This is a genomic window from Algoriphagus oliviformis (genome assembly GCF_017254915.1).
Lineage (GTDB): Bacteria > Bacteroidota > Bacteroidia > Cytophagales > Cyclobacteriaceae > Algoriphagus > Algoriphagus oliviformis.
The window spans coordinates 170,317-194,587 of record NZ_JAFKCT010000003.1 but is presented as its reverse complement, the minus strand read 5'-3'; the positions used below and the strand labels follow the sequence as shown (position 1 = coordinate 194,587).

Sequence of the window (24,271 nt, the reverse complement as noted above, 5' to 3'; positions counted from 1 at the left end):
GAGCCGGAGGGGGTGCATTTTTGCGAAAGCTTTGAAAAAAAGCGAAAAAAAGGAGGGAAATTATGAAATCGATTGCGCATATATGGCTACCTGTTTTCGGCCTTTTTGAGTTCGGATTTGCCTAATTTCAGCGCGGAAAATGTTGGTTTGGCACGGTTGGAATTTCTTCCAAGTCAAACCTTTCCTTTACTTTGAATAATATTTGTCGAAAATAAATTTTGTCCTAGCCCAGAACAACCCTATAAAATGATAGTCGGAGTCATCAAAGAGACCAAGGAATTTGAGAAAAGAGTAGCGCTCAGTCCGGATGTGGTAAAGCTGCTCATCAAGAAAGGGTTTGAGGTGGTCATCGAGTCGGGAGCCGGATCGGGTTCCTATTTTTCGGATCAGGACTATGTGGATGCGGGAGCCAAAGTGCCCGGCACAGCGGAGGTTTTTGCCGCAGATATCCTCCTCAAGGTAAACCTGTTTACCCTGGAGGAGGTCGCCCAGATGAAGAGCGGCGGAGCCTGCATCTCCTACATGTACGCCTACCAGCACCCCGAGGTCTTGGAGGCCATGAATGCCAAGTCCATCTCCTCCTTTTCCATGGATGCGGTGCCGAGGATTTCCCGGGCCCAAAAGATGGATGCCCTCTCCTCCCAAGCCAACCTTGCCGGCTACAAGTCGGTGATCCTCGGAGCCAACCATCTCGGAAAGATCTTTCCCCTGATGATGACTGCCTCGGGCACGATCACTCCTGCGAAGGTTTTGATCTTCGGAGCCGGTGTGGCGGGCCTCCAGGCCATCGCGACCGCCAAGCGCCTCGGTGCCATCGTCGAATGTACCGATGTGCGGCCCGAGACCAAGGAGCAGGTGGAGTCGCTGGGGGGACGCTTCCTCACTGTGGAAGGTGCCGAAGGCGTAAAGATCGAAGGCGGCTACGCCAAAGAGGTGTCTGCCGAATTCCTTGAAAAGCAGCAACAGCTCATCCGCGACAAGATCAAGGACGCTGACCTGGTCATCACCACCGCACTCGTGATGGGCAAAAAGTCCCCGATCCTGGTGACCGAAGAGATGGTGAAAAGCATGAAAAACGGTTCCGTGATCGTCGATATGGCGGTGGAGTCCGGTGGCAACTGCGCCATTTCGGAGAAAAACAAGACCGTGGTCAAACATGGGGTCACCCTCATCGGTGAGTCCAACCTGCCCTCACTTTTGCCGGTCAATGCCAGCCAGCTCTACGCCACCAACATCTCCACCCTGCTGCTCCATCTGGCCAGCAAGGACGGCTTTGCCCTCGATCTGGAGGAGGAAATCACCAAGGGTGTCCTGATCACCCACCAGGGACAGACCGTCCACGAATTCACCAAAAGTATTCTCAATAAATAGACCCCAATACCATGACCGTATCAGCTTTGCTCATACTGATCTATGTTCTTGTCCTGGCCAGTTACCTGGGATTTGAGCTGATCTCCAAAGTACCGCCTACGCTTCACACGCCCCTCATGTCGGGTTCCAACGCCATCTCCGGCATCACCATCGTCGGGGCGCTGATCGCCTGCAACGAAATGGGCTATACCTCCGTGGCCAAGCTGCTGGGGATGTTTGCACTGATCCTGGCCACGATCAACGTGGTCGGGGGCTATGCCGTGACTGATCGTATGCTTAAAATGTTCAAGAAAAAATGAGTACCGCCATCCAAATAGCCTACCTGATTGCCTCCATCCTCTTCATCACGGGCATCAAGCTGCTGAGCAAAACCAAAGACGCCAGAAGGGGAAACATGCTCTCTGCCATCGGGATGCTGATCGCCATCATCGCAACCCTGTTGACCATCAATGTGCTCTCGCTCGTCGAGATCGCGGTCTGCATGCTGATCGGAGGGGCCATTGGCCTCTTCTACGCCACCAAGGTGGCCATGACCAAAATCCCGGAGATGGTGGCGCTTTTCAACGGTTTTGGAGGTTTGGCTTCCTTTGCCGTGGCGCTTTCCGACTATTTTCTGAAGAGCAATACTTCCCTAGAGTCCCTCGATGCGGTCAACCTGACCAGTATCATCCTCTCGGTCCTGATTGGGGGCGTGACCTTTACAGGTTCCCTCATCGCCTACCTCAAGCTCGACGGCAAAGTCTCGGGACAGCCGATTACGTTCAGCGGTCAGCACTTGCTCAATCTGGTGCTACTGATCGCTTTTGTCGCCACGTCCGTATTGGTGTTCCTCAATCCAGGCAACTTGGTCTTCATCGGCGCTTTGATCGGTATTTCCCTATTGCTGGGCGTGCTGACGGTGATTCCTATCGGTGGAGCCGACATGCCGGTAGTCATTTCCCTACTCAACTCCTACTCGGGGATGGCGGCCTGCGCCACGGGTTTTATCCTAAACAACAACGTACTGATCGTGGCCGGCTCGCTGGTAGGAGCCTCCGGGATCATCCTCACGCAGATCATGTGCAAGGCCATGAACCGCTCCCTGACCAATGTCTTGCTGGGTGGCTTTGGACAGACCGTCACCGCTGCGGCGGGTGATGGTCCAGCCATCGTGGTGAAGGAGATCGGCGTGGAGGAGACAGCGATGCTCTTTGACTCGGCTTCGTCTGTACTGGTCGTGCCGGGCTACGGCATGGCGGTGGCTCAGGCGCAGCATGTGATCCGCGAGCTGATGGAGCAGTGCGAAAAGCGAAACATCGACTTCCGGTTTGCCATCCACCCGGTGGCGGGACGTATGCCAGGACACATGAACGTGCTCCTCGCCGAGGCCAATATCAGCTACGACAAACTGATCGAAATGGAGTCCATCAACGATGACTTTCCCAATACCGACCTGGTCTTCGTGGTAGGTGCCAATGACGTGGTAAACCCCGCCGCGCGCACCAATCCGCAAAGCCCGATCTACGGCATGCCTATCCTCAATGCCGATAAGGCCCGCACCGTGATCGTCTCCAAGCGAAGCATGGGCAAAGGCTACGCAGGCATCGAAAACGAGCTCTTCGGCTACCCCAACTGTCTCATGCTCTTTGGCGACGCCAAGCAGACCATCACCAAGGTGGTGGGAGAGATGAAGGAGATGAGTTGATCTTCGTCGAAAGCAGACTTGAAAGAGGCTTTTCCAAAAAAAGGAAAGCCTCTTTCTTTTTGGCGACAGTTCGTTTACAAGGTTTGGCCGATGAGGGCGTAAAGCATGGCAATTCGCACCGGAGAGAGTAAGTTTAGCATGTCCAAGATTGGGAGAGGCTGATTCCCAGCACATGTTCGGAAGGAATGGCTTTCAATCTGGCAAAATTATTGTGATCTAGGCTGCTATGCATCTATCCCTTCTCACTTCTGTACTGCTGACCTTCGGCCTTTTTTTTGGCCAAGTCGAATACAAGCAGCTGATCGGCAGCTGGCAGCTGACCCATTTTGACGGCATGGAAAAAATCGTCCATTCTCCCCAATACCAAAATGCAAACAGCATGGAGCGGGCAAGTATGGATGCCCGTATCAAGTACAGACTGGAAAATACCGTTTACCAGTTTGAGGCCGGGGATGTGCTGAAGTTTACAGACTTCGAAAACCAGACGGTCGTCCAGAAAGAAGCGAAAATCGAACTGATGGACGGCAACATGCTACTGATCCATGAGGAAAAGGGAGACAGGCTCGCCAAGATTTTGGAGTTTACCGACCAGAAAATGGTGCTCCAGCCTATCAGCAAAAGCTCAGTTTCCGGCAAACTGATCTTCGAAAGGATCAAGAAATAAACGAAACGAAACACCCTTAAAATAAACGAAAGCCTCTGGAGCATCTCCGGAGGCTTTTTCATTTCAGTCCCAATTCCAGCTGTCTAGGCAGCAATTGGAAGCTTTTTCGATGCCAAACCGTGCTCCCAAAGCGCTCGATTCCTTCCCGATGGGCTTGCGTGGGATAGCCGGCATTCCGCTCCCAGGCAAAGTGCGGGAAGTCCAGCGCCAGCTTTTCCATCAGTTCGTCCCGGTAGACCTTGGCCAGGATGGAGGCTGCGGCTATGCTGGCAAATTTCCCGTCCCCTTTTACCACGCAGGTGAAAGGGAGTGTCAGGTCCGATTTCCACCGGTTGCCGTCGATGAGCAGATGCTCAGGGGGCACGGAAAGCGCGAGCACGGCCCGCTTCATCGCCAAAAAGGAGGCGTGGAGGATATTGATGCGGTCGATCTCCTCCACACTGGCTTCGGCAATGGCCCAGGCCAGGGCTTTGCCCTTGATCTCTGCGACGAGTTCTTCCCTGTTGGATTTGCTGAGTTTTTTGGAGTCGTTGATCCAAGGGTTGGAATAGTCCGCCGGAAGGATGACCGCCGCAGCCGCCACCGGTCCCGCCAGGCATCCCCGGCCCACCTCGTCACATCCGGCCTCGATGCGGTCAGCTTCTAAATAGGGGAGTAGTGACATTGTGGTTGACTTCGTCGGTTTTGTAGAATTTGTGGATCATCTCTGCCACCAGCCCCGTCCAGCCTGTCTGGTGGGACGCACCCAGGCCCTTGCCACTGTCTCCGTGGAAATACTCGTAGAAAAGGATATGGTCCCGGAAATGGGGGTCTTCTTGGAATTTTTTGTTTTTGCCAAAGGCGGGCCTGTGGCCGTTTTCGTCCTTCATGAAGATCTTCATGCAGCGGAGGGAAAGTTCCTTGGCGATGATGTCCATCGTGGCGTAGTTGCCCGAGCCGGATGGATACTCGATGGAAAAGTCCCCGCCGTAATAGAAGTCAAACTTCTTCAGGGACTCGATGATCAGGAAGTTGATCGGAAACCAGATCGGACCCCGCCAGTTGGAGTTGCCGCCAAACATGCGCGTGTCGGATTCGCCCGGCGTGTATTTGATGGACAGGGTGTCCCCGTTGATCTTGATGGCGTAGGGGTTCTTTTCGTAGTATTTGGAGAGCGAGCGGATGCCGTATTCGCTCAGAAACTCATCCGAGTCGAGCATGCGCTGCAGCACGCTTTTCATGCGATGTCCGCGCAACAGTGAAAAGAGTCGGCGCTTGTCGTAGCCTGGCTGGATCCAGCTGGATACCAGGGCGGCCAGTTTGGGCTTTTCCCTAAGAAAGAAGTCCAGTCGCTTTTTGAATTCCGGCAGGTTGTCAAAGAGGTCTTCGCGGATCGGCTCCACGGCAAAAAGTGGAATCAGTCCCACAATGGATCTTACCTTCAGTTTTTTGGGCTCCTTGCCCTTGTAGTGGAAGATGTCATAGAAGAAATTGTCCTCGTCGTCCCACAGGGAGATATGCTCTGAGGAGATATTGCTCATGGCGCCAGCGATGTAGAGGAAGTGCTCCAAAAACTTCGTGGCGCTGAATTGGTAGACTGGGTTAAACTCACACAGATCGAGGGCTATCCTCAGCAGGTTGAGGGAAAACATGGCCATCCAGGAGGTGCCGTCGGCCTGCTCTAGCGTTCCTTGGTAGTATTGGGCGTGGTTTCGGTCAAAAAGGGAAATATTGTCCAGCCCGAGGAAGCCTCCCTCGAAGATGTTGTTTCCCTCGGAGTCCTTGCGATTGACCCACCAGGTGAAGTTGAGCATGAGCTTGTGCATGGCCCGCTCGAGAAACTCCTGATCGCCCTTGCCTCCGTTGGCCCTCTTGTCGATCTGATACACCCGCTGCACGGCGTAGGCATGTACGGGGGGGTTGACGTCCGAAAAGTTCCACTCGTAGGCCGGGATCTGCCCGTTGGGATGCATGTACCACTCGTTTAGCAAGAGCAGGAGCTGGCACTTGGCAAACTCCGGGTCTATCCGTGCGATCGGGATGCAGTGAAAAGCCAAATCCCAAGCCGCGTACCAAGGGTATTCCCACTTGTCGGGCATGGAGATGATGTCGTAGTTCTGGAGGTGGCGCCAGTTGTGGTTTCTGCCCTTTTTCCTTTCATGGGGTGGCGTGTACCTACCGGGATCGCCCTCCAGCCAGCGCTCCACATCGTAATAGTAAAACTGCTTTGACCACATCATGCCTGCAAAGGCCTGCCGCTGTACGGACTTCAGGTCGTCGTCGGTGACGCGCTTTTGGATGTGCGCGTAGAATTCATCCGCTTCCTTCAGGCATGTTTCCACGGTTTCCTTACACGAGTCCAGGGGATTTTCCTGGATCTGGTGCTGCATCCTGAGTTTGATGGATTTTTTTCCTCCGGCTGGCACTTCGATCTCATAGATCGCGGCGGCCTTGGTGCCGAAGTTGGCGGGGTTTAGCTTGCTGCGGTCACCGGAGACCACATAGTCGTTGATCGCGTCTTTGGTGTATTTGCGCTCGTTGGGAATCCCGTAGAGCCGCTCACGGTTGGTCTCGTTGTCGCAGAAAACGAGTTCCTTGTTGGAGCAAAAGGTAAAGATGTAGTTTCCGGACTTGGGATTGAAGGCCTTGATCGTATGGTCGTCCAGCTTCGAGATCTTGGGCATGAAAGGCTCGTGGCCCGTAAACCAGGTCTTGCGAAACCAGACCGTAGGCATCAGGGTGAGCTTGGCGGCTTCTGGTCCGCGGTTGTACACGGTGACGATGGAGGTGATGTCCTCGGTGTCGTTTTTGGCGTACTCGATGAAGATGTCGAAGTACCGGTCCTCGTCAAATATTCCCGTGTCGATCAGCTCGTACTCATCGTTGAGCTTGCCGGCTTTTTTGTTTTCCTCTATGAGTTTTTGGTAGGGAAATTCAGCCTGGGGATACTTGTAGAGCATCTTCATGTAGCTGTGGGTAGGCGTGGAGTCCAGGTAGTAGTAGATTTCCTTGACGTCTTCCCCGTGGTTTCCCTGATTGCCCGTCAGGCCAAACAGGCGCTCTTTGATCATGGGGTCTTTCCCATTCCAAAAAGCCCAGGACAGACACAGCTTCTGCTTGTAGTCGGAGATTCCCGCTATACCTTCTTCTCCCCAGCGGTAGGCCTTGCTTCGGGCTTCATCGTGGGTGACGTTTTCCCAGGCGGCGCCATCGGAGCTGTAGTCCTCCCTGACCGTTCCCCATTGGCGCTCGGTCAGATAAGGGCCCCATTTCTTCCAATGTTTTTTGTGCTCCTTATCCTCCTTTAATCGAATATATTCAGCTGACATGTAGGTCGTATAGGTTAGGCAAGTCTCGAAATTAGAATTTTCTCGCTATTAACTCTAAAGAAAAACCGAAGGTTTTTCATTCTACATTTGTAGAAAAGAAAAATGATTCTACATTTGTAGAGGAAGCGGGAAGTCGGGAAGTCGGGAGGTAGGAAGTTGGGAAGTTGGGAGGTGGGATGTAGTCCCTTTTCCAAAAGCCGGGCTGGAATCTTTGCCGTTGGCGCTTTGCGCTACTATCACCGCGGAGTCGGGGAGCGCACGGAGGCTATCGCGAAGCTTTCTTCTCTGCGAGATCTTGGTGTACTCTGCATCTCAGCGGTGAAAAGGAAGCGAAACGCTTTGTCTTTGAAGGTGGGAAGAAAGGGATGCTTCGACAAGCTCAGCACAGGAGTGGGAAGTTGACCTGCATCTCCAGAACCTGGACTTGAATCTTTTCCGTCGGCGCTTCGCTACTATTAACGCAGAGTCGGGGAGCGTACGGAGGCTATCGCGAAGCTTTCTTCTCTGCGAGATCTTAGCGTACTCTGCGTCTCGGCGATGAAAAGGAAGCGAAGCGCTTTGTCTTTGAAGGTGGGAAGAAAGGGATGCTTCGACAAGCTCAGCACAGGAGTGGGAAGTTGTCCTGCATCATCAGAAGCTGGACTTGAATCTTTTCCGTCGGCGCTTCGCTACTGTCACCGCAGAGTCGCGGAGCGTACGGAGGCGGTCGCGAAGCTATCTCCTCTGCGAGATTTTTGCGCCCTCGGCGTCTCAGCGGTGAAGCAAAAGCGAAGCGCTTTGTCACAGATGCGCGAATGGACATGGACTTAAATACGATTACCGACTTCTTACCAAAATTGAAAGCAATACCACTTTAACAAAAAATACACCATGAAACTATCGCGGGCCGAAGAAGAACTGATGAACCATCTCTGGGCGCTCAAAAAGGCCTTTATGAAGGATCTGCTGGAGGCCTATCCCGATCCCAAGCCCGCAGCTACGACTGTTTCCACGTTGCTGAAGCGCATGCAGGAAAAGGACTTTGTGGGCTACAGCACCCTGGGCAACCTCCGCGAGTACTTCCCGAAAGTGAGCAAGGAGAGCTACTTTTCCTCCCACATCAAGGGTCTGATCAAAAACTTCTTCGATGATTCCCCCGGCCAGTTTGCGTCCTTTTTTGCCAAAAAAGTAGACCTCAGCGAGGCTGAACTCCAAGAACTCAAGTCCCTGATCGACGCTCAACTCAAACAAAAAAGCTGATGGACTACCTGCTCAAATCCATAGTTTGCCTGCTGGCGCTCCTGCTGATTCACCGCCTGCTGCTGCAGCGCGAGGTGCTTCACCGCTTTAACCGGTATTACCTCTTGGCGGCGGTATTGGGCTCTTTTTTGATTCCGCTATTCACCATCGAGGTGGAGGTGGAGAGGCCTGCACCGATTCCCTTGGAAGCGGAGCGGGTGGCCGAAAGCAGAGACTTTGGCTACGAGGAGTTTTCTGCCTTGGGGGAAAGCTTGCCCACGGTGGAGGTGATCGAGGTAGCCACGGCCGAGGAGCCGGTTTCCGGTTTTTCTTTCCCTTGGAAAAAAGCCGCCTGGATCGCTTATTTCTTGGTTTCCGCCGTGTTTTTGTACCGCTTCGCAGCGAATCTGATCTCCCTGATTCGCCAAATCCGCCGCAATCCCCATCTGGCCTACCGAGACGAAACCCTGGTTTTGCACCCCCAAAGCCAATCCCCGTTTTCCTTCTTGAGATACATCTTCGTTTCCAGACACAGCTTTGAGCGGGAGGGGATTTCCGATGCGGTGTTTGCGCATGAGCGATGCCATGTGCGGGAGCGGCACAGCTGGGACGTATTGCTGGTGGAGGTGCTGCTGGTGCCGTTTTGGTTTCATCCGGGACTTTACCTCGCGCGCCATGCCATCCGGCTCAACCATGAATTTATCGCAGACCAAGCCGCGCTGGGCACGACTCCGGTCCGGGAATACCAGCGACTTTTGCTCGGCATCCTATCGGCCAATTCCGCTCCGGCTATGGTCAGCAGCCTGAATTTTTCCCTCACCAAAAAACGCATGCAGATGATGAACAAGAAACCCAACAGCCCGCTCAAGTGGCTGAAACTTCTCGCGCTGGTTCCGCTGGTCGGAGCCCTGGTGTACTTCTTCGGTGAAAAGGTGGAAGTCCAACCCGAAGAGGCCGTCGTGACTGAAGTCCAAGTTCCAAATCCTACCCCAGAAGCTATTGTCGAAGAGGAGGAAGTGAACCTTCGTCTGTTGTCGGATGATGAGTTGGAGGTGGATGGTCAAATCATTTATGTAGATCAGTTGGGTCAGCTTCTTGAGGATAAGGGAAAAGATTATGCATTGGTACGCTTTTCCGCAAATCCCGGTCTGAAAATGGGAGTTGTGGAGGATGTCCAGCAGATTCTAAGAGAGCGGGAGCTAAGAAAGGTGGTTTTCGAAGAGTGGGAAGCGGAATCCCAGAATCCGAACTGGGAGGAAGATAAGGAGGCTTATTTTCAAAATGCCTATATTCTAGTGGAAGACGAAAACATGGAATATACTCCCAAGGCTTATCAGCAGTTGTCGGTAGATGAAAGGAATAGACTCCTTGGCCCTGTGCCGACTTTTCCAAGGAAACCCCCTCATCCCATGATTTTTGAGGAATGGAAAAACAAAGAAAAGTATAAGGTTTTGTTGGATCGGGAGGTGATTCCAAATGAAGAGCTGGAAAACTTACTGCTGACTGATATCGCTATTTTTTTTACGGCAAGGAAACTTGAAAACGCTACGTCGGATAGCTCCATACCATCTTTTCATGTTCATTTGTTTACAAATGAGTACTATAAAAAAGAACTTGGCCCTGGTTCAGAACGCCAAAAACCTTTGACCGATCAAGACACCATCACTCTGACTCAAAGAAAAGTGACTTGGCACAAGGATATCCAGAAATATCCCGACCCAACCACCGCTTATCTCCAGAAAAACGCCCGCTACGAAAAACTGCGAACGTCCGGTACGATTTATATCCACAAAAGTCCCGAAGAGAAGGCGCTATTGGATGAACTCTATCAAGGGCTAAGGGACGAATATTCCAAAGCCACGGAAAACAGGAAAAAGAATCTGAAAGAGCCGATTGCTCCTGATTCAAATACCCGGAGATTTGGAACGCCGGACGGCAGCGCATCCGAAACGGCAGAGTTGAAAACCGTAGGAAATGGCACTAGCGACGGTATGGCCTATTCGTTTGCCTTTTCTCCCCAGCTCCAAAGCAAATCGCTCAAGGAATACCTGAGTCTCTACGGGCAATACCAAACCCGAGCTTATGAAAACCGGACTTTCTCACAGCCTAGCCAAGAGGAAATCCTTGCGCAGCAGATGCTGTTCAGGGATTTGGAGGCAAAGTACAGCAGGCTGTCCTTCGAGGACAGAAGAAAGGTAACGCGTGCGACATTCCCCTATGCGAAGCTGAAGGAAGACGGGAAGGAAGTCTTTGTGAAAATCGAAGACCTGAGCCCCGAGCAAAGAAAAGAATTGGGCTGCTAGCCTAGCCCAGCGCCGGAACCGGCTCGTCGGAAAGGGGCTTGGAAATCTTCGAGTTTCGCCTTTCACTTTCCCAAACCAAGTCGCGCAGCAGCTCCCGCCAGCTCGCTACCCAGTCACGATAGACCAAGGATGCTTCGGCATCCTTTTTTTGTGCCCCGGCCAGCTTGGCAAAGTCAAAGCGCTCAGAGGCGATGCCCGCCCCGGAGGCTTGTCCGTCCAGTGCATTGCAGGCCTGCTCGTACTGCCCGGCGACGGGGATCATCAGGACGGGTTTCCCCAGATACATGGCCTCGCACACCGATTCAAATCCAGCCGTGCAGGCCAGACCCTTGCAAGCAGCCATGTCCTGGAGAAATGTCCTGTCATTGACCTGGTGGAAACTCAGGTTGGGCAGCGGATATTCGCTCTCCGCCGCGTCTTTTTTGTCCCAATAGGCCTTGATTTTCAGCTCGGGATTCTGCTGCGCAAAGTGCATGGCCTCGGCTGCGTAGCCGGCGTTGACCATGTAGGCGAGATAGAAGTCTCCTTCGCTTGGCGTCAAAGCGTGCACTTCTTTTCTCAATAGTGGGGGCACCACACGGATTTCCGCAGGTGAATTTTTCTTTGGCAAAAAGGAAAGTGCCAGCCGCTCTTTGGCTCCCAAGCCGGTGAAAAAGGTGTTGAGCTGGAAGAGTGCCTTGTCCACCGGGCGTCCCGGCGCAAAATGGAAGTCGGGATGGGTGATGAGGTATTGGTGCCCGATGACCCAAAATTCGGCTTTCGGTCGGAATAGGAAGTTGTAGAGCCCGCCGAGCAGGTCGTAAAAGTTCAGGATGACGTCCGGTTTGGCGTCGCAGACGATGCGGTCGATTTGCCGTAGGCTTTTCCAGAACGTGCCCAGCTTTCCGCTGTTTTTTCGGAGGGTTTTGCCGATCAGGATCTTTTTGTTGGCTCCGTCGCACTCGAAGTTGGGGCTTTCCACCTCATGGATGCTTGCGTTGATTTCCCGTCTGAAAAACTCAGGGATTTTTCTTCGGGGGCTTTTTCCCACCACCACGGAGGCCAGCTCATGTCCCTGACGGCGCAGGAGACTGGATAGGGCGATGGCCTGGGTCATATGGCCTCTTCCCTCACCCTGTATGACAAAAAGGAACTTCATCAGAGTCGGATGCTGGGTGGGGTGATGTCCTCGTCGTTTCGGGTCTCAAAGGATACCTGCCGCATGGGGACGACATTTCCTCCCGGATGCGGAAAGAGAGTGGGGTTGGGCTGGGGGTGCATTCCTTTGAAGTCGATCTCCCGATAGAAGATCAGCTGCCAGTTGCCCTCGTGGTCCTCGGCCAGGGCGCTCATGGTCTCCACCCAGTCGCCGGAGTTGAGGTAGTGGACGCCGTCGATCATGCGGTTTTCCGCCTTGTGGATGTGTCCGCAGATGATCCCGTCGCAGCCTTTTGCTTTCGCCATCTTGGCTAGTTCGGTCTCGTAGTCGTCGATGTAGGAGACGGCCTTTTTGACTTTTCCCTTGATGTACTGCGAAAGGGAGAAGTAAGGCAGTCCGGCCTTGTAGCGGTGGTAGTTGACCACCCGGTTGAGCCAAAGGAGGAAGGTGTAGCCCACGTCCCCGAGGTAGGCGATCCATCGGAGGTTGGTGGTGATGCTGTCAAAGACATCCCCGTGGGTGATGAAGTACTTTTTGCCAAAGGACTCGTAGCACATGTCCGTGAGGATGTGCAGCCGGCCGATCTGTAGAGGCAGGATCTGCTCGAGAAAGTCGTCGTGGTTGCCGCGGAGGTAGTAGACGTTGGTGTGGCTCTGCTCGATCATCTTCAGGATGCGGTTGAAGAAGCGGGTGTGTTTGCGCTTCCAGCTGCCGGATTTCTTGAGCTGCCAGCCGTCGATGATGTCGCCGTTGAGGATGAGGTTTTCGCAACGGTACTGCTTGAGAAAGCGGGAAATCTCTTTGGCTTTCGAGCCTTTGGTTCCCAGGTGGACGTCCGAGATGACGATCGTTTTGAAGTGGGTTTTCACACGATGGGTTTTGCTCGAAAGCTAGTCCTGCGGTGTAAAACCATCATGTTTAGGTTGTTAAGTATTTGTTTTGAATTCGGAATTTTCTTTGGGGTAGATGAATGGAAGGTTAAGGGAACGTGAAAAAGGGGGGTGTGTAAGTAGCTAGATGCAAGTAGCAAGACGCGTTCAAAATTGTGAATCTGCCTTCCTGAATCAAGTTTGTTTATTGGCTTTCATGATTATCCGCAATCTTGGCAGTAAGCGAATTTACTTCTTCAATCGGGCTGGATACTTCGACTTCGCTCAGTACAGGCGACCAATGACCGAAGACCGAAGTAGGGCAAAACCTCAATTTTGGCGTTCTTTCGGATTGCCATGGCTGCCTACTGGCATAAAAGAGGATAGTCATATATGGGAAAGAGAAAAAGGTGGATTGATTGCGTGCGATCCTCTCCTTTAGTTGGAATAGGTGCCGTCCACCAGTCGGAGAAAGTTGCTGGGATTGACGATTTCCGTGGCGTCAAAAGTTCCTATATCAAGGAGGTCGGAGTCTCCGGTGACTAAAAACGAAGCCTTTGAGCAAAAGGCCAAATCCAAGAACTGATTGTCTTTTTTGTCCCGACAAAGCTCGAAGTGCCGTTGGGGGGTGAAAAATCTGGAAACTCCCAGGATTCTTTCCAGAAACTCAAGTCGCTGTCCGGGAGACAGGTATTTCTCAAACTTTTTTCTTTTCAATACCTCGTTGAGCTCTCTCAGGGTCGTTTTTGAAAAGCAGTGGAGGCCAAGTTGAACCGCCTTTTGAAGCGCCAATGACGGTACCGAGTTTCGGATCAAAGCGCCGCTGATCAGCGTATTGGTGTCGAAAATGAACAGGAAATCAGCGGAGGATGTCATCGAGGGTTTCCTGGGTCAACCCCTTGTTTAGCATTTCCTTCTGCAGATCTGATAAGTAGACTTTGAACTCCTCCTTGGTGGAGGAAATGTCGATTAGCTTGGAAAGCTGTTCTTCCAGCAATTTTGTGATTTTTTGCTTTAGCTCGTCCGGAGTACCCTCCCACGCCTTTGCCAGTTCGGGACTTACTTGAATGCTGATTTCTTCCATGTGACAAAACTTTTATGAAAATAACGAAAATCCCTGACTTGAAGGTGCCCTGCCTCTGGTGTGGATTTGAAAGAAAACGGGCTAAGCCCTGCCGCCGTGGCCTGTGTCCTCCCAGACCAGCATACCTTTTGCCTTGGTCTGTATCCTCACAGACCAATGTGGCCTCTTTTCGAAATTTGGTTAAAAAATGAACCCGTTGACTTCCGGCTCCAGTCCGTTTGCAGATCGTAGTTCTCAAATCGAAAATCCAAGAGGTCATTTCTTTACAAGCGGTACCGATCCTTCCTTTCCCCTGTTTTAGCTTCGCAATTCAGAAAAAAAAACAACCCAGATGAGGAAAACTATACTTGCGGTTGGGATGGTCTTGGCGTCGCTGTCAGGCTTTGCCCAAGAGAAGAGCCACCCCGGAAACTATGAGCTGGCGGCTCGCTTTTCGCCCGAAAAAATGAAGAAAATGGTCTTCTCCACCAGCGTGGATGCGCACTGGATGAAGAAGTCCGACCGCTTTTGGTACGAATACGAGACCTCTGACGGCAAGAGCTGGTATGTGGTCGACCCGCTGCGAAAGACCAAAACGCAGCTTTTCGACAAGGACAAACTCGCCGCCGAGATCACCAAGGCGGTGAAAGACCCCTTTGACGGACAGCACCTCAAGCTCGACGACCTCAAGCTGCTGGCGGATGAAAACACCATCCGATTCAAGGTGAAGAGCACCGCGGACGTGCTGAAGTCGGACTGGGCCGAGATCAAGGAGAAAAACAAAAACGCCAAAGACTCCATGGAGAAGAAGGTGCACACCTTCCTCTACAATATCTCCACGCAGCAGCTCACCGAGATCGAGACCGAAAAAGACCCGAAACGACTGGCTTGGGCCAACATCGCGCCAGATTCCTCCAAGGTCGTGTACATGAAGGACTACAACCTCTACTGGATGGACAAGGCCAACTTCCTCAAGGCGGCGAAGGATGAAAAGGACTCCACCATCGTCGAAAACCAGTTGACCGAAGACGGGGAAAAGGACTACAGCTATGGCTTTGGCGGACGTGGGGACGACAACGTGGAGGAGGAGAAAAAGCAAAAAGACCGTAAGAGGGTAGGGGCGCTTTGGAGTGCGGACAGCCGGCAATTTATCCTCACCCGTACGGACGAGCGGGCGGTCAAAGACCTCTGGGTGATCCACAATACCAAGGATCCGCGCCCTACTCTGGAGACCTACAAGTACGCCATGCCTGGGGAGAAGGAGCAGCCTAAGACCGAGTTGCTGCACTTTTCCTTCGAAACCATGGCCCTGAAAAACCTGCCGATTGCGACCTTCAAGGACCAAACTATCAGCCTCTGGTCTACCACTCCGGCGACCAACACGAGGGATGACGATTTTCGCCCTGCCACTTGGCTTGGCGATTTGGACGGGTTTTATTTTGCCCTCACCTCAAGAGACCTGAAGAAAGTGGACGTGCTGCGATGGAACCTAGCCTCGGGAGAGAAGGAAGTCCTGATCGAGGAGCGCAGCAATACCTACATCGAGTTTGAGAAGCTGGAGCTTGCGGGAAGCGACCTGATCTGGTGGTCGGAGCGTGACGGCTGGGCTCACTTTTACCTCTATGGAAAAGACGGGGCGCTGAAGCGTCAGCTGACTTCCGGTCCCTATCACGCTGCCGGAGCGGCCCGTGTGGATGCGAAAGCCAGAAAGCTCTTCTTCACCGCCAATGGTCGGGAAAAAGGTGAAGATCCCTACTACGAGCACCTCTACAGCGTGAGCCTCGACGGCGGCGCGGTCACTTTGCTCAACAAGGGGGATTTCAACCATGACATCAGCATCAACGACAACGCGACCTTCTTTGTAGACAACTTTTCGAGGGTAAATACCACGCCAGTTGCGGTGCTTTATGACAAGGTCGGTGCAAAGGTGATGGACCTGGAGACGGCCGATCTCAGCCAGCTTTTTGCCGCAGGCTACCAGTTTCCCGAGCCATTCAAGTTCAAGGCCGACGACGGGATCACCGATCTCTATGGCGTGATGTACAAGCCTTTTGACTTTGACTCGACGCGCAAATACCCGATCATCGAGTACGTTTACCCTGGCCCACAGACCGAGGCGGTGAACAAGGCCTTTGGCAGAAGCCTGGACCGTACCGATAGATTGGCGCAGTTTGGTTTTGTCGTGGTTACTTTGGGCAACCGAGGCGGTCACCCTGCCCGATCCAAGTGGTACCACAACTATGGCTATGGCGACCTTCGTGACTATGGCTTGGCGGATAAAAAGGCCGCGATCGAGCAGCTGGCCGACCGGCACGACTTCATCGACCGCAGCAAAGTCGGGATTCACGGCCACTCCGGAGGCGGATTCATGTCCACAGCGGCGATGCTCGTGTATCCCGATGTGTTCAAGGTGGCGGTTTCCTCTGCGGGCAACCATGAAAACAACATCTACAACCGCTGGTGGTCTGAGAAGCACCATGGCGTGATGGAGCAGGTGTCTGCGAAGGGCGACACGACCTTTGTCTATCAGATCGAGAAAAATCCAGACCTGGCCAAAAACCTAAAGGGCCATCTCATGCTCTCGACTGGAGACGTGGACAACAACGTACACCCTGCCGGCACTATCCGCATGGCCAATGCCCTGATCAAAGCCGGAAAACGCTTTGAACTGGTGATGCTGCCGGGCCAGCGACATGGCTATGGAGATATGACGGAATACTTCTTCTGGAAAATGGGAGATTACTTTGTGCGGCACCTTCTCGGTGACAACGCGCCTCCTCCGGTCGATATGGTCGAGATGCAGCGGGATAAGCCGCTGAGCAAGTAGGCAGTGGCAGTGGGCTGAACCTTTGAGGTTTGTAGAACCTCGAAGGTTTCATCGCTCGAAAGTAGGCAGTCTCAGTGGGCAGTGTCAGGCTGATCACTGGAGCGACGAGAGTCGCGTATATCGAAGCCTTTTTTTGGAGTTAGTTTGCCGATTTTCCTTTCAAGAATCCAACTTGGTACAAGGTACTTTGGACTTTGTGCCAAAAAAGAAAACTCCCGGTTCCTCTGCGGAACCGGGAGTTTTCTTTTTTCAGTAGTCCTTTTTCAAAATCGTGTAATTGACCGAGTCGTCAAAATCCCTGATGGGCATGCGGGTCTCGGGGTCGGGAAGGTGCAGCAGCGGCATTCTCGAAGTGAAGGGAGTTGGCGCGGGGATATGTATCTCTCGCTCTATTCGGGGGCCTTGAAAGGCAAGAAGCTTTCCGGCATCTGCCAGTGTGACCTTCGGGCTGAACTTCTGGATCTGCTCTGGCTGGGCAAACTTGGAGAAGGGAAGCGTGAAAGGTTTTTCATAGCTGAAATCAGGGGCCGGCCTCTCCTGCCCATAGGCTGCCCAGCTGGTTCCAATAAAAAGGGCGAATAAGCTCAAAAACTGCTTCATGACACGATTGGTTTGTTAGATCTTTAACTTCGTCGGGTTTCTTCGGTTGTCCCAAATGGCCAGGATGACGATTTCATCCTCCATTTCTTCATAGAATATTAGATAGTCTCGGACGATTTTTGAACGGATTCCGTCAATATTCGTTGGCTTTCCGATTGTAGGGTTTGCTTGGATCAGCAAAACCCCTTCTTTGAATAATTGGTGCAATTTGGCGGAATAGGCGGAGGATTTGTTCCTGTTTCTCCAGTACGTCAGGATGTCTATCCGGTCGTTTTCTGCCTGTGCAGTCCAGACTACCCGTTTCTTAGCCAAGTTTCAGTCTCTTGGTTGATGTCTTCGTTGCTTTTTGTTTTTCCCATCTCGTAGTCTTTTTTGCCTTGCGAGATTACTTGGGCTTGTTCATTGGACAGCGTTAGTAGGTCGGATTCTACCAGATCCAAGGACAGTAGTCGGTTGATTTCCTCAAGGATCTCTGGATTGTTGATCTCTTGGATCTTCGCGATTAGTTTTCTCTTGACTTCTTTGGTTTCCATGGTTTCGACAGCTTAAGCCAAAATAACGTTTTTTTCCTTTGCTTGTTGCTGGGCTGCCCGTAGTTGCAAGCTTTAGAAGGAAGGTTTAGGGCTATTGGCGATCTTTCTTTCCCAAGTCCACATTATACCGCAGCTGCAGCCAATAGATCCTGCTATGGAGAAAAACCTCCGGTGCCGGCGTGCTTGCAAATTGGGAGTTGTAGGTCAAGGCAATGCTCAGGTCTTTGTTCCACTGGAGGCTGGGGCTGAGGATGAGCCGGTTTTGGTCAAACACGTTGTGCGTGATCTGCTGACCGGCGTTGATGAAGACCTCGTCGCCGACGTTGAGGACGAGTCTTCTGTCCGGATTTTTAGCCGACAGGCGCAGCAGAGGGATTCCTACCATGACCGAGTAGCGGAAGCGGAAATTGAAGTCCGCCGTGGAGACACCCACCGCCAGGTCGTCGAAGAAGCGCTCCTCGATCCGTAGGCGCTGGCTGAGATTTAGCCTGCCAAGCTGGTCTTTGAGCTGTAGCTCCTGATAGGGGCGGTACTCGCGGCGGATGACTTTTTCTCCCGCATATCCGCCGAGATGGGCAAAGCCTGCCGACGCACGGAGCCGTGGAGTCAGGGCGTAGCCCGCCCCAGCGCGGACGATGTAGGCCAGTTTGTCGTCCACTCCGTCCCGCCAGCGAAATCCCCCGTCCAGGAGCAGCATCCATTTTTCGGACACCTTGGCTTCGTGGTAGGACTGCAGCCATACCTGCTCCGATCGGACGACTTCCTTCTGTGCGATAGCCTTGTTTTGGCAAAGGAGAAAGAAGAGGGTCGATAGCAGGGAAAAGCTGACCTGGGAGGAGCGGGAAATAGGGAGCAAAATCAGGTTGGGTGGTTTGAGTAGAAGGTGGAATCGTGCCAATGCGTACGGTCATTGCGCCGGATAAAGGTAAGGAGCTTTCTTTTAGTAGGGACTTGGATGGGATTTTTCTGTTGCTGTCAAAAGGGACATTTACCGCGCTCCTTCCCATACCTTTTTCTCCTCGGCTACTTCTTGCCGCAGGATGGTGTTGATGTCGGCTTTTGCCCCGCGAAGGAAATGAACCCTGGTGCCAAGTTCCCTGGCTAGGGGATGCGATATTTTGCCGATCTCTCGATATTCTTCGAAGAAGCCCAGCTCCCGCTCCGTGATCTGCTCATCCGCTTCCCATACCAGGATCAGGTTGTCCACTTTTTCCTCCAGCTCAAACCAGTACAGGTAATCCGCATTCATCGTCAGCGCCCGGAGCTCCGGGATCTTGGAGTAGTGGTTGATCGCCCCGGCTTGGCCGTAGTTGTCGCAGATGATCATCGTGCGGCCTTGCTCGGGCATCATGCGATAGGCGGAATCTACCAGATGCGCCAGTTCGCTCCAGCCCAGCATGTCTGCGAAATCCTGCGGAATAGGATGCTCTCGGCCGTCTTCCCAGCGACTCAGGCCGAGGAGGGAGTAGGCCGGCGGGTTTTCGAGGATTCTATTCGGAGAGTAGTAGGGATGGATGAGGGGCAGCGCGGGCAAAAACAGGAGGGGAGGGATTGCCAAAGCCAGGGGCTTCAGCTTTTTTCTCCAGCCACTTTCCAGCCAGCCGCTGATCAAGACCGCTCCAAACCCGAGCAAAACGGGATAGAGTCCGATGGCATAGTAGGCCTTGGCCTGGAAGTAGGTGAAGATGGCCAGCGTCAGTACAAATGTCCAGAAGACAAATCGAAAGTCCTGGAACCTCCGGGCGAAAAGCAATCCCGCCAGTCCCGGCAGCCAGATGAAAAGCGCTGGATAGAAAAACAGCAGCTGCTCCATCAGGAAGCCGATTCTGCTCACGTTGACCAACTGATACCGGCTGAGCAGGCGCATGTGGGTCATCACCGGAAAGCCGTTTTGGTACTGCCAGATGAGGTTTGGGAGGACAAGCAAAATCGCCATCAGCAGGGCGAAGTAGAGGTGCTTGTTTTGGAAAATGGACCGTTTGGAAGTAAGCAGAAGTGCCGGGAAAAGGCCCATGGCGAGAAAGACGATGTTGTACTTGTTCAGAAAGCCAAAGGCAAAGCTCAGCGCCAGGAAGTACAGCCACTTGGGCTTTTCCGTCAGGAAAAAGCAGGTCAGCGTGTAGAACACCAGCGTCCAGCAAAGGATGTCCAGGGAATTGGGCTGGAAGAGGATGTTGAGCCGGATGAGTGCGGAGGAAAGCAGGGCAATAGCCGCCAGAGACTGTGTGTAGAGATTGCCTCCAAGTCTTCTGACCAGATCCCAAACCACCCCAATCGTGGCTGCCCCGATCAGCGCAGGAAAAAAGCGTACCCAATGCTCCCCATTGCCCAGCCAGCGGATCAAGACCGAGATCCAGGAGGTCACCGGCGGCACGGAGAGGTAGCCCCAGGCCAGGTGGTCGGCCTGATCCAGGTGCAGAAACTCATCCCGATGCAGGTCAAAATCCGGATGCACGACGGCATATTGCAGCGCAAACTTGAGCAGGATGAACAGGCAGAGGAGTGCAGTCTCTTTCTTCATTTTCGGTGGATGCATGGAAAAGGAAAGATACCGAAATCGACGGACTGTCTGCTCTGTTTTCCGGGGTCGGAAAGCAAAAAGCCCGATTTCCCGAGAAGGAAATCAGGCCGTAAAGCTAGTACGCAAGAGCAACTAGGCCGGTATGGGCTTCAGCGTGCTGACCGAAAGGCGATTCCAGGCGTTGATCGCGATGATGGCCATGATCGCCTGGGCCAGGTAGTTTTCGCCCAGCACCTGGACGGCTTGGGTGTAGGTCTCCGAGCTCAGTCCGCTTTCGGCGATCAGGGTCACTTCTTCGGTTACCTTGAGCAGGATTTTTTCTTCCGGAGTGAAAAGCTCGGTCTCCTCCCAGGCATTCAGCAGCAGTATCCGCTGGAGGCTTTCCCCCTGCGCCAGTGCGTCCTTGGTGTGCATATCGATGCAAAAGGCGCATTTGTTGATCTGGGAAGCACGGATCTTGATCAGCTCCTTGTGCGTGTGGGTCAGCTGGGATTGCTGGAGGTACTTTTCGATGGGGAAAAGAGATTGGTAGCCTTTGGGCTCTACCTGGTCGATTTGCAGTCTAGTTTCCATGGTCTTTGGTGTTTTTGATTTGTGATGCACCAAAGGTATTTGTGCCATTTCCCAAAAAACTTGAACTGGATTAAGATCGTCTTTTTGCCCTGAGTTTGCTGAGGTATTCTGGAGTCAGGCCCAGATAGGTGGCTAGAACGTACTGGGGTACGCGGCTGACAAAGTGCGGAAACTGCTCCGAAAAGCTATAGAAGATCTCTTCCTTGGAGTAGTTGAAGAGGAATTTGATGCGGGTGATGGCTGCTCCGTAGCCGATCTCGTACATCTGCCGAAAATAGGACTCCATCTCCGGATGCTCGGACAGCAGGGCGCTGTAGCTCGTCCTGGTGATGCTCCACACCTCGGAGTCCTCGACCGCCTGAATGGTGTTTTCCGTGGCCTTTTGCCGGTAGAAAGCCTGGAAGTCGCTGATCCACCAGTTTTCCAGCGCAAACTGGATGGACTTTTCCACACCATGTTGGTCGGTGAAATAGGCGTGAACACAACCCCCGGCCACAAAGAAGAGCCGGTCGCAGATGCGGTTTGCGGGCAGCAAAATGTCCTTTTTCTGGACTTGCAGTCGCTCAAAAAACTCCGGGATTCGGATTTGCGCTTCCGGGTCTAGCGTGATGAACTTTCCAATGTGATCGACGAGAGCCTGGGCCATGACTGGGATTTTCTCGGAAGTTAAAGTGTCCCGCTCCATTGGCCAACAGGCCAAGTCCCAAATCGAACGATGCGGCATGACTTTTTTGCCCCCATTTCCAAACGGGCCGAGATTCCCCAAATGCAGTGGGAGTCGGCGTGGTAAAAAAAAACTGCCCGAGACCTTCGCCCCGGGCAGTTTGGCTTATGCTTTCAGATCGATCACGAAGCGGTATTTCACATCGCCTTTTTCGAGTCTTTCAAAGGCCTCGTTGATCTCCGAGGGCTTGATCAGCTCGATGTCGGCCGCGATGCCGTGGCTGGCGCAAAAGTCAATCACTTCCTGCGTCTCCGCAATTCCTCCGATATTGGAGCCGGAGAAGCTTTTGCGGCCGTTGACCACGTTGAATGCGCCGACCTCCAGGGGTTCGTTGGGAAGCCCGACGAGGACGAGGCTGCCGTCTACTTTGAGCGCGTTGAGGTACACATTGACATCATGCTTGGCCGAGACCGTGTCGAGGATCATGTCAAAGCCTCTTTGGCCTTTCATAGCGGCCTTGTCAGTAGAAAGCACCGCATGGTCTGCGCCTAGGCTTTTCGCATCGTCCATTTTGGATGGAGAAGTGGTGAAGACCGTCACCTCCGCGCCCATGGCTTTGGCGATCTTGATGGCCATGTGGCCGAGTCCCCCGATGCCGATGATACCGACCTTTTTGCCCGGCCCGGCATTCCAGTGTTTCAGGGGAGAGTAGACGGTGATTCCCGCGCAGAGCACCGGAGCGGAAGCTGCCAAGTCCACGCTGTCGGGCATCTTGAGGACGTAGTCGGCGTTGGCGACGATACGCTCCGAAAAGCCTCCGAAGGTCATCCCGCTGGAGATTTTGTCCGGTGAATTGAAAACCACCGTCCAGCCTGTCTCGCAAAACTGCTCCTCGCCCTCATGGCAGTGGGCGCAGGTACCGCAGCTGTCCACGATGCAGCCGATGGCGGCCAAGTCACCGACTTTGAATTTGCTGACCTCGGGGCCGATTTGGGTGATTTTGCCCACGATCTCGTGACCGGGAACCAAGGGATAGGTAGATCCTCCCCAGTCGTTTTTCACCGCATGCAGGTCCGAGTGGCAGATGCCGCAGTAGAGGATGTCGATCTCCACGTCATTGCCGAGGAGGGCTCTGCGCTGGATGTCCATGGGGGCGATGCCGGAGGTAGCCGTCGCGGCTCCAAAAGCAAGGGTTTTTGTGGTGTTCATGTTTATCGGTTTAGCTGACATATTTCATAATAGGGTGTGGATGGGCTAGAAGAAGCAAGCCATTCGGGTCAGGACTGACTGCGAGGGACCTCCTTGAGTACTCTGGCTGGGACTCCGCCGACTACGGTGTTGTCGGGGACGTCCTTGGAGACCACGGCTCCCGCTGCGACCACGGAGTTTTCGCCCACGGTCACTCCGGGTAAAATCGTGGCTCCCGCTCCTATCCAGGCATTTTTCTTTAACACAATGGGTTTGCAGATCAGGCCTTTTCTTAGCTGTGGATCGAGCGGGTGATTCTCGGTGACCAACTTGACCTGCGGGCCGATCATTACGCCGTCTTCGATGGTGATCCCACCGAGGTCCAGAAAGGAGCATCCGTGGTTGATAAAGACGTTTTTGCCGATGCGGGTGAAAACGCCCAAGTTGGTGGTGAATGGCGGGAAGATCGTGGTAGAATCGTCTATGTGTTGGCCAGTGATCTGTCCCAAAATCCCCCTTGCCTCATCCACATTTCCAGAAGAATTCATTTTGGCCACGAGCTCCAAAGTCTGGATGACTCTGGGCATCAATAGGGTGAGAGCCGGGTCGTCTTTGGGTACGAAGGTCCCAGAGCCCAGTTTGATCCGGGCGGCTTCGACTTCGTTTTCAGGCTTTTGCTTTGGTTGATCCTCCATGGTGTTGTCAATTGATCACCTTACAAAATTATTCCACCAGCTGCCTCTTTTCTAACAAAAATCAAATTCAGAATTATGGAAATCAAACATTCTCGTTTGAAGCCTTGTCCCGAGTTACTCTTGAAGTCTGCCGATACCTGCCCGAAGTGTCTTGGGATTGGTGCCGGTGTGTTTTTTGAAAAAATTGTTGAAATAGGTCGGGTACTCGAAGCCGAGCGCAAAGGCGATCTCGGAGATGTTCCAGTCCGTGTGCTGGAGCAGGGCCTTGGCTTCTGCCAGCGTCCGCTCGGCGATGTGCGCGGAGGTGGGTTTTCCGGTGGTTTCCTTGATGGCCCGATTGAGGGAGTTGACATGGACGGAGAGGGAAGACGCATAGTCTTGGGGCGTGCGCAGCTGCGGCGGAGCGCTGGGTGTCTCGATGGGGAACTGCCGCTCCAGGAGCTCCATGAAAACGGTCGTCAGTCGTGAAGCCCCGCTCTTGTGATGGATGAAGTTTTCAGAGGGCTTCATTTTCAGTGCCTCATGAAAGATCAGGTGGATGTAGTTGCGGATCAGGTCGTCCTTGAAAGCATAGTCGGAGTTTTGCTCGGCGATCATTTTTTCGAAAATATCATTCAGGTGTACGCGCTGCTGCTCGCTGATCTGCAGGATGGGTGTGCCGTCCAGCCTAAAAAGGGGAGACTGCAAGAGGCTCTCCGTGCGTTCGCCTCGGTGGAGGAAATCCTCGGAAAAAAGGCAGGTGTAGCCGAGGTATTCGGTAGAGAGCGTCTCCCAAGAGTAGGGGATGTGGGGATTGCCAAAGAAGAGGATGGTGCCTTCCTGTGCGTAGCTTTTGTCCGAATAGTTGATGATGCTCTTGCCGGTGGTGAGACAGATTTTGTAGAAATCCTTGCGGCTGTACACGCGGGTTTCCGCCCCGTCGCTTTCGATCTGGAAGGCGTTGAAGCCTTTCAGCTTGAGTTGGCTGTTGAAGTCGGAGAGGGTTCGTTCGGTCTTTTGAAGCATTTGCGAAGTTAAGAAAATCAATCTGGAAAATCGGAGTGTCCGGTTCA

Annotated in this window: 23 protein-coding genes; 7 read left to right on the top strand and 16 right to left on the bottom strand. The window is 53.2% G+C overall.

Annotated elements, in window-relative coordinates; genetic code table 11:
- Positions 1-246 precede the first annotated feature (246 nt).
- The 4 genes from J0A68_RS09025 to J0A68_RS09010 all read left to right on the top strand — a co-directional run bounded on the left by J0A68_RS09025 (position 247) and on the right by J0A68_RS09010 (position 3,719).
- Positions 247-1,371 (top strand): Re/Si-specific NAD(P)(+) transhydrogenase subunit alpha, encoded by a 1,125-nt coding sequence (locus tag J0A68_RS09025; protein WP_206577881.1) that lies wholly within the window; start codon positions 247-249, stop codon positions 1,369-1,371.
- A gap of 11 nt (positions 1,372-1,382) precedes the next feature.
- Positions 1,383-1,670, top strand: coding sequence for an NAD(P) transhydrogenase subunit alpha part 2 (locus J0A68_RS09020; protein WP_206577880.1), 288 nt, complete (start codon positions 1,383-1,385; stop codon positions 1,668-1,670).
- The gene (locus J0A68_RS09015) at positions 1,667-3,055 is read left to right on the top strand and encodes an NAD(P)(+) transhydrogenase (Re/Si-specific) subunit beta (protein ID WP_206577879.1); all 1,389 of its coding nucleotides are present in this window, start codon (positions 1,667-1,669) and stop codon (positions 3,053-3,055) included. Before J0A68_RS09020 ends, J0A68_RS09015 begins: the two co-directional genes overlap by 4 nt.
- A 226-nt stretch (positions 3,056-3,281) precedes the next feature.
- Complete coding sequence (locus J0A68_RS09010) at positions 3,282-3,719, top strand: hypothetical protein (RefSeq protein ID WP_206577878.1); 438 nt, start codon at positions 3,282-3,284, stop codon at positions 3,717-3,719.
- Positions 3,720-3,777: 58 nt separating this feature from the next.
- Here the strand turns inward: J0A68_RS09010 and rnhB are convergent, their stop codons facing one another.
- Both rnhB and J0A68_RS09000 read right to left on the bottom strand, forming a co-directional pair.
- Positions 3,778-4,383, bottom strand: a complete 606-nt coding sequence (gene rnhB, locus J0A68_RS09005) for a ribonuclease HII (RefSeq protein WP_206577877.1) — start codon at positions 4,381-4,383, stop codon at positions 3,778-3,780.
- Positions 4,355-7,027 carry an MGH1-like glycoside hydrolase domain-containing protein gene (locus J0A68_RS09000; protein WP_206577876.1) on the bottom strand — a complete coding sequence of 891 codons (2,673 nt, stop codon included), beginning with the start codon at positions 7,025-7,027 and terminating at the stop codon, positions 4,355-4,357. Before J0A68_RS09000 ends, rnhB begins: the two co-directional genes overlap by 29 nt.
- An 870-nt stretch (positions 7,028-7,897) precedes the next feature.
- Between J0A68_RS09000 and J0A68_RS08995 the strand changes: the two genes are divergently transcribed.
- Both J0A68_RS08995 and J0A68_RS08990 read left to right on the top strand, forming a co-directional pair.
- A complete protein-coding gene (locus tag J0A68_RS08995) occupies positions 7,898-8,266 on the top strand; it encodes a BlaI/MecI/CopY family transcriptional regulator (RefSeq protein WP_206577875.1) in 369 nt (122 codons plus the stop codon).
- Entirely contained in the window at positions 8,266-10,548 is a 2,283-nt protein-coding gene (locus tag J0A68_RS08990) for a M56 family metallopeptidase (protein WP_206577874.1), read from the top strand. Before J0A68_RS08995 ends, J0A68_RS08990 begins: the two co-directional genes overlap by 1 nt.
- 1 nt (position 10,549) lies before the next feature.
- Here J0A68_RS08990 and J0A68_RS08985 read toward each other — a convergent pair whose 3' ends face one another.
- From J0A68_RS08985 to J0A68_RS08970, 4 genes are all read right to left on the bottom strand, one after another.
- On the bottom strand, positions 10,550-11,686 hold the full coding sequence (locus tag J0A68_RS08985; protein ID WP_206577873.1) for a glycosyltransferase family protein: 1,137 nt from the start codon (positions 11,684-11,686) through the stop codon (positions 10,550-10,552).
- Entirely contained in the window at positions 11,686-12,555 is an 870-nt protein-coding gene (locus tag J0A68_RS08980) for a UDP-2,3-diacylglucosamine diphosphatase (protein ID WP_206577872.1), read from the bottom strand. The genes J0A68_RS08985 and J0A68_RS08980 overlap by 1 nt, the downstream gene beginning before the upstream one ends.
- Positions 12,556-12,993: 438 nt before the next feature.
- Positions 12,994-13,431, bottom strand: a complete 438-nt coding sequence (locus J0A68_RS08975; protein WP_206577871.1) for a putative toxin-antitoxin system toxin component, PIN family — start codon at positions 13,429-13,431, stop codon at positions 12,994-12,996.
- On the bottom strand, positions 13,415-13,639 hold the full coding sequence (locus tag J0A68_RS08970; protein ID WP_206577870.1) for a hypothetical protein: 225 nt from the start codon (positions 13,637-13,639) through the stop codon (positions 13,415-13,417). The genes J0A68_RS08975 and J0A68_RS08970 overlap by 17 nt, the downstream gene beginning before the upstream one ends.
- 331 nt (positions 13,640-13,970) lie before the next feature.
- Here J0A68_RS08970 and J0A68_RS08965 point away from each other — a divergent pair, with 331 nt between their 5' ends.
- Positions 13,971-16,445: a S9 family peptidase gene (locus J0A68_RS08965; protein WP_206577869.1), complete on the top strand. Its 2,475-nt coding sequence runs from the start codon at positions 13,971-13,973 to the stop codon at positions 16,443-16,445.
- Positions 16,446-16,694: 249 nt separating this feature from the next.
- On the opposite strand, the gene J0A68_RS08960 is transcribed toward J0A68_RS08965, so the two are convergent.
- From J0A68_RS08960 to J0A68_RS08915, 10 genes are all read right to left on the bottom strand, one after another.
- Complete coding sequence (locus tag J0A68_RS08960; RefSeq protein ID WP_206577868.1) at positions 16,695-17,045, bottom strand: hypothetical protein; 351 nt, start codon at positions 17,043-17,045, stop codon at positions 16,695-16,697.
- A gap of 15 nt (positions 17,046-17,060) precedes the next feature.
- Entirely contained in the window at positions 17,061-17,357 is a 297-nt protein-coding gene (locus tag J0A68_RS08955; protein ID WP_206577867.1) for a type II toxin-antitoxin system RelE/ParE family toxin, read from the bottom strand.
- Positions 17,339-17,578 carry a hypothetical protein gene (locus J0A68_RS08950; protein WP_206577866.1) on the bottom strand — a complete coding sequence of 80 codons (240 nt, stop codon included), beginning with the start codon at positions 17,576-17,578 and terminating at the stop codon, positions 17,339-17,341. The genes J0A68_RS08955 and J0A68_RS08950 overlap by 19 nt, the downstream gene beginning before the upstream one ends.
- A gap of 91 nt (positions 17,579-17,669) precedes the next feature.
- A complete protein-coding gene (locus tag J0A68_RS08945; RefSeq protein ID WP_206577865.1) occupies positions 17,670-18,434 on the bottom strand; it encodes a DUF2490 domain-containing protein in 765 nt (254 codons plus the stop codon).
- A 132-nt stretch (positions 18,435-18,566) separates the two neighbouring features.
- Positions 18,567-20,099, bottom strand: a complete 1,533-nt coding sequence (locus J0A68_RS08940) for a glycosyltransferase family 39 protein (RefSeq protein ID WP_206577864.1) — start codon at positions 20,097-20,099, stop codon at positions 18,567-18,569.
- A 132-nt stretch (positions 20,100-20,231) separates the two neighbouring features.
- On the bottom strand, positions 20,232-20,672 hold the full coding sequence (locus tag J0A68_RS08935) for a carboxymuconolactone decarboxylase family protein (RefSeq protein WP_206577863.1): 441 nt from the start codon (positions 20,670-20,672) through the stop codon (positions 20,232-20,234).
- A gap of 70 nt (positions 20,673-20,742) precedes the next feature.
- On the bottom strand, positions 20,743-21,318 hold the full coding sequence (locus J0A68_RS08930; RefSeq protein ID WP_206577862.1) for a Crp/Fnr family transcriptional regulator: 576 nt from the start codon (positions 21,316-21,318) through the stop codon (positions 20,743-20,745).
- A gap of 183 nt (positions 21,319-21,501) precedes the next feature.
- Positions 21,502-22,545 (bottom strand): NAD(P)-dependent alcohol dehydrogenase, encoded by a 1,044-nt coding sequence (locus J0A68_RS08925; RefSeq protein ID WP_206577861.1) that lies wholly within the window; start codon positions 22,543-22,545, stop codon positions 21,502-21,504.
- 68 nt (positions 22,546-22,613) lie between these two features.
- Positions 22,614-23,219, bottom strand: coding sequence for a sugar O-acetyltransferase (locus tag J0A68_RS08920; protein WP_236021431.1), 606 nt, complete (start codon positions 23,217-23,219; stop codon positions 22,614-22,616).
- Positions 23,220-23,333: 114 nt separating this feature from the next.
- Positions 23,334-24,224 carry a helix-turn-helix domain-containing protein gene (locus J0A68_RS08915; RefSeq protein WP_206577860.1) on the bottom strand — a complete coding sequence of 297 codons (891 nt, stop codon included), beginning with the start codon at positions 24,222-24,224 and terminating at the stop codon, positions 23,334-23,336.
- Positions 24,225-24,271 lie beyond the last annotated feature (47 nt).